Origin of the sequence: Agromyces sp. Marseille-P2726 (assembly GCF_902809835.1) — a bacterium.
Classification (GTDB): Bacteria; Actinomycetota; Actinomycetes; order Actinomycetales; family Microbacteriaceae; genus Agromyces.
On the sequence record NZ_CADDWM010000010.1, the window covers coordinates 260,396 to 267,063 of the forward strand.

The window sequence follows — 6,668 nt, forward strand, 5'->3', positions numbered from 1 at the left end:
GGTGTGCGCGCCACCGAATCGAGGACAGTGATGAGTGAGTTCAACAACATGCCGCGTCTCGTGCTGCTTCCGGCAGTGGACGTGGCCGGTGGCAAGGCCGTGCGACTGACGAAGGGCGAGGCCGGAACCGAGACGAGCTACGGCGACCCCGTCGATGCAGCGGTCGACTGGGCCGACCAGGGCGCCGACTGGATCCACCTCGTCGACCTCGACGCGGCCTTCGGGCGCGGGTCCAACACCGGCATCCTGAAGAAGGTCATCCGCCAGGTGCGCGGCGTGAACGTCGAGCTCTCGGGTGGCATCCGCGACGACGAATCCCTCGAGCACGCGCTCGAGATCGGCGCGAAGCGCATCAATCTGGGCACCGCCGCCCTCGAGAATCCCGAGTGGGCGGCATCCGTCATCTCGCAGTACGGCGAAGCCATCGCGGTCGGGCTCGACGTTCGCGGAACGACCCTCGCCGCTCGCGGATGGACGAAGGACGGCGGAGACCTGTGGTCGGTCATGGATCGCCTCGAGGAGGCCGGGACGGCCCGCTACGTCGTGACCGACGTGACGAAGGACGGCACCCTGCAGGGCCCCAACATCGACCTGCTACGCCAGGTCATGGACCGCACCCACCGACCGGTTGTGGCCTCGGGCGGGGTCTCGAGCCTCGACGACATCGCCACGCTCCGGGATCTCGTGCCGATGGGCCTCGAAGGCGCCATCGTGGGCAAGGCCCTCTACGCCGGCGCGTTCACGCTGGCAGAGGCGCTGGATGTCGCCGGCTACTGATCCCTCCGCTGAATCGGAGGATGCCGCGCCGTCGCGTCGCGGCGCCGACCCGACGTCCTCGGCAGGCAGCGACTCCGCCGGCGTGCCGTGGGCCGGCCGATCGTTCCAGGCGAATCCGCACGCCACCGATGACGGACGAGCCCCTGAAGCCCTCAGCGCCGCGCTGCGCCGGTTCCGCTCCGGCGACGGCGGGCAGGGCGACGTGGTCGCCGAGTTCGCCCGGTCGCGTCTGCTGATCCCGTTGCTCGCCGAACTCGGCGACGGCGGATCGGAGACTGGGGCCCATGGGCTCGCTGTCGACAAGAGCCAGGAACTCTCGATCGTGACGGTCGAGGGGCCCGACGGCCGGCGCGTGCTCCCGGTCTTCGCCTCAGTAAAGACCATGTCGCGCTGGAATCCGCTGGCGCGACCGGTTCCGGCCGACGGCGTGCGAGTGGCACTGGCCGCGGCCGATGACGGCACGGACCTCATCGTTCTCGATCCCGGATCCCCGACCGAGTTCGTGCTGCGGCGCCCAGCGGTGTGGGCCGTCGCGCAGTCGCAGCCGTGGCATCCACCGCACGACTCACCCGCCGTGCGCGACGCCTTCGCGCGCTCGATCGGAACCGAGCTCGCCGTCTTGGGCGTCGAGCTCTCGGCTGGCGATCCCGATGCCCGCCTCGCCGGCCCCGAGCTCGTCGTGCGTCTCACCCTGGTGGGAGGCCTCACGCGGTCGGAGCTCGACGCGGTGCTCCAGCGCCTCGCGGCGCGTTGGGCAGCGGATGACGCGATCGCCACGCTCGTCGATTCGCTCACCGTGCGGTTGATCGCGCAGGATCCGCACTAGCCCCGCAGTGCCCTGCCGTATATTTCTTGGTATGGCGGATCAGGAATCCACGTCCCCCGTCGACGGCACCGGCGAACGGAACTCGAACGAGCCGCGTCGGATGCCGCTCGCGCCGGCGCGCGAGTGGGATGACGATGCGCCACCGCCGCCGCCGCGGCCCGCGATGTCCGATGACACGAAGCCGCCGGTGGTTCGCACGATCCCCATGCCGAAGGCCGTCCGCGTCGCTCGCACGCTCTGGTTGATCTCGTTCGTGGCCTCCATGGCCGCAGTGTTCATCTCCTTCCTGACGCACGACGCGCTCAACGATGAGCTCGCCGAGACGATCGGCCGCCTCTCGCCGGGCTACGACGATGAGGAGGTGGCGGCGCTCGTCGACCTCGTCTACTGGTCGAGCCTCGCCGGACTGGGCGTGGTGGTCGTGATCGAAGCCGTGCTGCTCGGCACGATGCTCACGCGGCGTGGCGGCGCACGGTGGCTGCAGCTGCCGGTGCTCGTCGTCCACGCAGGCGTCGTGCTGGTGGCGTCGGCGTTCCTCGCGATCGGCGACTGGGGTGGAATCGCCGAGCTACTGATGCTGGCCGGAATCGTGCTCGCGACCGTTGCCTGGGTGTTCGGCGTGGTCAGGTCGGCTCAGCGATGGTTCCGGATGCCGGACGAGACGCAGCTTGCTGCGGACGACTGACGTCGGCGCGACGCCCATCATGACCGCTTCGCACGATCGGATCACGACCTGACACGCCTCCACGGCGGCACGGTCGAGCAGCGGACTGCCGAGCATGGCGCGCCATCGCTGCAGTGCGGCGCCGGCAGCGGCGCGCACCTCGTCGTCGCCGGCGTCATCGTCGAGACCGAGACGACGAGTCGCCGAGGTTCCTCTTCCACCGATGAGCCGCTCGGCCTCGGCCGCCTCGGCGTCGGGGAGACCGATACCAGTGGTGCGGGCCGCCGAGAGCAGTCGCAGCTCGCGAAGCTCGTGCGCGTTGGCCTCGAGCCGCTCGATCGCACGTGCGAGCGCTGAGGAGCCGGCGGTCGGTCGGCGGCTGATGAGCGAGCTGAGCGCGGCCAGGGCCGTGCGCGCCTTCAAGGCGTCGGCGCGAGAGCGGAACTGGTCCGAGACGACCCGCCACAGATCCTCCATCCCGCTCCGCCGGTAGAGTTCGTCGGCGAGGTCGGTCGAATCGTTGCACCCGGATCGGATGGCAACCGCCGACATCCGGATGCCGAACATGCCGAACCGGTCGAGCAGGTTTCGCCGGTCGTCGGCAGGCACGTCGATCCCGGCGTCGGCGCGTGCGAACCGGTCGACCGAGACCAGCATCCGTTCGCGTGCGTCCCTACCCAGGCGTGCGACCTCGCGAAGGGCATCGAACTCGCGCTGGCGAAGGGTGCGCGCCGACTGAGCGACCAGCCCGGCGACCGGAACGACGTCGAGGGCGAGCGAGCGCAGCGCACCGTCGGTGCGATAGCGCTCGGCGATGGTGCGAGCGGACAACAGCGCGTCGATGCGACCGGCGCCGATCTCGTCGGCTCGCGAGAGCACCGCCATCGCGTTGACCGTCTCGGACGTGCCGACGGACGTGTCACGGAAGGCGGACAGGAAGCCCAGGTCGGCGGAATGCAGGTGGCGCATCAGGTACACGATCGCGTCCGCCTCGGAGGGCGAATCCTGTGGCGTCAGGAACGCCGCCGACCGTGCGGACACCTCGGTCGACAGCGACGCGATGCCGGGGGTGTCGATGAGCGTCACCTCCTCGAGACGCTTCGACGGCCACTCGACCTCGATCCGGTCGACGTCGCTCACGGGCGTCTCGCCGAGGTCGATGACCAACCGCCCGTCGTCGCGGCGGACCGGCAGCGACCGTATGCCCCCGTCGACGAGGTGCAACGTGATCCGGGGAGCCGTCCCGTGTCGGTACCATGTGATGACCTTCGTGCATTCGCCGGCATCCGTCGGCGCGATCTCCTCGCCGATGATCGCATTCAGCAGGGTCGACTTGCCGGCCTTCACCATCCCGGCGATGGCGACCCGAAGCGGCTCGCCGAGGCGCTGGGAGTGCTCGTCGAGGACCCGAACAGCCTCATCGTCTTCGTGATACTCGGCGGCCGCCGCCTCCAGCAGCGCGTGCACCTCGTCCAGCACGCGCACGGTCACGCGGGAGCCGTCCCGACGCGGGGCTCGCCGGCGGAGACGCGCGAAGCCGCCGGCTGGGCGGTGGATGCCGGTCCGCTCTCCCCCGCGGCCGGGCGCGCGTCGCGCTTCTCGATGGCACGGACGCGCTTCGTGAGGGCGTCCACGCGCTCGAGGTCTCGTCGCAGGGCCGTGACGCGCTTGTCACGTTCGGCGGCGTACATCGAGGCCGCCTTCTGCGCTGCGAGTACCGAGTCCGCCAGCGAACGATGGTGCTCGTCGGCGATCGCCGTGAAATGGTCGCGGGTCGTGCGCTGCACGATGCGCAGTCGGTCCCGCAGCTGCTTGCCGACCTGGAAGATGATCTCGTCGACCTGTCGGCGGATGAGCATCTTCGCCTCGTTGCGTCGCCGCTGGAGGCGGTTCTCGGTGTCCTCCTTGTAGGCCTTCCGTCCGATCACGGCTCCCGCGGCGAGGGAGAGCGGATTGATGATCGACATCCCGACGATGCCGGTGATGATGCCGACCATCAGCACACCGCCGTACGACCCCTTGAGTCCGATGTAGAACTTCTGCATGGCGCCGAGGCGTCCGGAGTCGAGGGTCGCGACCTCGCCGACGGGGTCGAGCACGTCGCGGGTGTCGTCGACATTGATCGTCGGAAGGGCCACCTCGTCTTCGGTGAAGTGCCGGGCGACCCGCTCCGACAGCCAGGTCGCACGCTCCTGCGTCCACACGAACGTGTCGGTGACCGCCGCGGAGACTCGACGCTCGAACCACTCGACGAACTGGTCCCACACCGGTCCGGGATCGCCCTCGTCGATCGAGTCCTCGGCCTCGCGCTGAATCGAGCGCATGCGGTCGCGGAGGTCGTGCTCGAGGTCGGCGATGAGGTCGGCCACTCCGTCATTCAGGGTCGTCTGCCAGCGAGCGGAGATCCGTCGCAGCTCGTCGGCCCGATCCTTCGTGGCTTCGAGCTGAGCCACGATCTCGGGGGTCTTCTCGGGGTTCAGGAGCGCGCTCAGCTCGGAGTCGATGGCGAGGCGCACGTGCTCGGTCGTCGAGTGCAGGTCGGCCACGGTCGACCTGAGCTGCAGCAGTTCGGCGCGTCCGACGATGTCGCGGCGCAGGTAGGAGACGAGGGCGGGGAAGCCCGACTCCGCATTGAGCTCGGTGTCGGATGACTCGACCGCGGCGAGCCGCAGGTGCGACGACACGGGGAAGAGGCGGATGTCGGGATCGATCGATCGCAGGTGCGCACGGTTGAGCTCCTCGACCTTTCGCCACTGCGGATACAGGTCGGTCTTCGTGAGCACGCACGCGACGTTCGGGGAGATGCGCATCGCGTGGCGGAGGAACTGGATCTCGGGCTCGGTGAACTCCTGCGAGGCGTCCGAGACGAAGAGCATCGCGTGCGCGGAGGGGAGCGCTGCGAGCGTGGTCAGGGCGTGAGCCGACGTCAGACCGCCGACGCCGGGGGAGTCGATGAGCGTCAGTCCGCTCTTCAGCAGCTTCCGGGGGAGGAACACCTCGGCTCCGGTGACCTCGCGGCCGTCGTCACGACGCGGATCCGCGCCACCTTCGGAGACGAACCCCGCAAGCTCCCTGAGCGCGACCTCGGTGCGCTCGACCCTGCCGCCCGACTCGATCGTTCCGGAACTCGACCGTTGCGAGAGCACGAACGCCGCGGGCTTCTCGCCGAAGCGCACGCTCGTCGGCACCGCCGTGGCGATGTCGTCGTCGACCGGACAGACCGGGGCGTTGACCAGCGCGTTCACGAGCTGGCTCTTGCCCTGCTTGAACTCGCCGACGACGATCACCCGGATGCTCGGGTCGAGCAGCCGGTCCTTCGTCTGCTCCAGTCGACGTCGGAGGTCGGCTCGATCTCCCGTGCCTGCGAGCGCGATGCCGTGATCGACGAGTTCGATGAGTTGCTGCATCCGTGCACTCCTAGTTCCAGGCTTCCTCAGTCTTGCAGATGGGACGCCGAATCGGCCCGGCACGGATGGTTCCGCGCCGGGCCGACCCAGGTGTGACGTGTGATTACAGGGCCACGTCGTTGTCTGCGACTACGTCATCCCCGGCGACGTTGTTGTCGCTGAAGTTGTCGCTGAAGTTGTCGTTCACCTGGAACGAGTCCTCGACCTCGACGTCGACCTCGGTGTTGCCGATCTCGTTGTCGTTCAGCGAATCGTTGACCACGACGTTGTCGTCGAACGAGTCGACGGCCACGTTGTTGTCGTTGAGCGAGTCGACGACGTTGCCGTCGTTGTCGATGTTGTTGTCGTTGAACGAGTCCTCGACCTCGACCGAGTTGTCGGTGTTGCCGATCTCGTTGTCGTTGAACGAGTCCTCGATGTCGACCTCCACGTCGGTGTTCGTCGAGTTGTCGACCGAGTTGTCCTCGTTGAAGGAGTCCTCGATGTCGACCTCGACGTCGGTGTTCGTCGAGTTGTCCTCGTTGAAGGAGTCCTCGATGTCGACCTCGACGTCGGTCTCGTTGAACGAGTCCTCGATCTCCGTCTCCTCGTTGAACGAGTCGTTGATGAGCACGTTCGTCGAGTTGTCGGTGTTCGTCGAGTTGTCGGAGTTGTCGTTGAACGAGTCCTCGATCTCGATCTCGGTCTCCTCATTGAAGGAGTCGTCGATGTCGACGTCGAGGTTGTACTCGGTGTTCCCGGCCGCGACGCTGCCGCCAGCGACGATGTTGCCATCGCCGATGGTGGTCGACTCCTGGTTGAAGTCCTGGTCGAAGTGGACGTCGTCGCCGGCGAGGATCGTGTTGATCTGGTTCACCGACTGGTCGTTGATGACGTCGCGGTCGTCCACGTAGGAGTAGTTGTTCACGACGCTGATCAGCTTGGCCTTCGCCGCGGCGTAGTCACCGTGGTCGTCCCCGCCCCAGTCCTTCTTGCCGCCGCCGTGGCCGCCGCC

6 protein-coding genes are annotated in these 6,668 nt (G+C 68.1%); 3 read left to right on the plus strand and 3 right to left on the minus strand.

What is annotated here, in order from left to right; genetic code table 11:
* Window positions 1–30 precede the first annotated feature (30 nt).
* Genes priA through HUS56_RS04385 form a run of 3 tightly spaced genes read left to right on the plus strand, consistent with a single transcriptional unit; the run spans window position 31 to window position 2,288 of the window.
* Window positions 31–777, plus strand: a complete 747-nt coding sequence (priA, locus tag HUS56_RS04375) for a bifunctional 1-(5-phosphoribosyl)-5-((5-phosphoribosylamino)methylideneamino)imidazole-4-carboxamide isomerase/phosphoribosylanthranilate isomerase PriA (protein WP_173922156.1) — start codon at window positions 31–33, stop codon at window positions 775–777.
* The gene (locus HUS56_RS04380) at window positions 761–1,603 is read left to right on the plus strand and encodes an SseB family protein (protein ID WP_173922157.1); all 843 of its coding nucleotides are present in this window, start codon (window positions 761–763) and stop codon (window positions 1,601–1,603) included. The genes priA and HUS56_RS04380 overlap by 17 nt, the downstream gene beginning before the upstream one ends.
* Window positions 1,604–1,634: 31 nt before the next feature.
* Entirely contained in the window at window positions 1,635–2,288 is a 654-nt protein-coding gene (locus HUS56_RS04385) for a hypothetical protein (RefSeq protein WP_173922158.1), read from the plus strand.
* Here HUS56_RS04385 and HUS56_RS04390 read toward each other — a convergent pair.
* From HUS56_RS04390 to HUS56_RS04400, 3 genes are all read right to left on the minus strand, one after another.
* Window positions 2,172–3,758, minus strand: coding sequence for a dynamin family protein (locus HUS56_RS04390; protein WP_254431282.1), 1,587 nt, complete (start codon window positions 3,756–3,758; stop codon window positions 2,172–2,174). The two genes, HUS56_RS04385 and HUS56_RS04390, sit on opposite strands and share 117 nt — an antisense overlap.
* A complete protein-coding gene (locus HUS56_RS04395; protein WP_173922159.1) occupies window positions 3,755–5,674 on the minus strand; it encodes a dynamin family protein in 1,920 nt (639 codons plus the stop codon). Before HUS56_RS04395 ends, HUS56_RS04390 begins: the two co-directional genes overlap by 4 nt.
* Window positions 5,675–5,777: 103 nt before the next feature.
* Window positions 5,778–6,668: hypothetical protein (locus tag HUS56_RS04400; protein ID WP_173922160.1), on the minus strand; the 891-nt coding region annotated here is incomplete at its 5' end.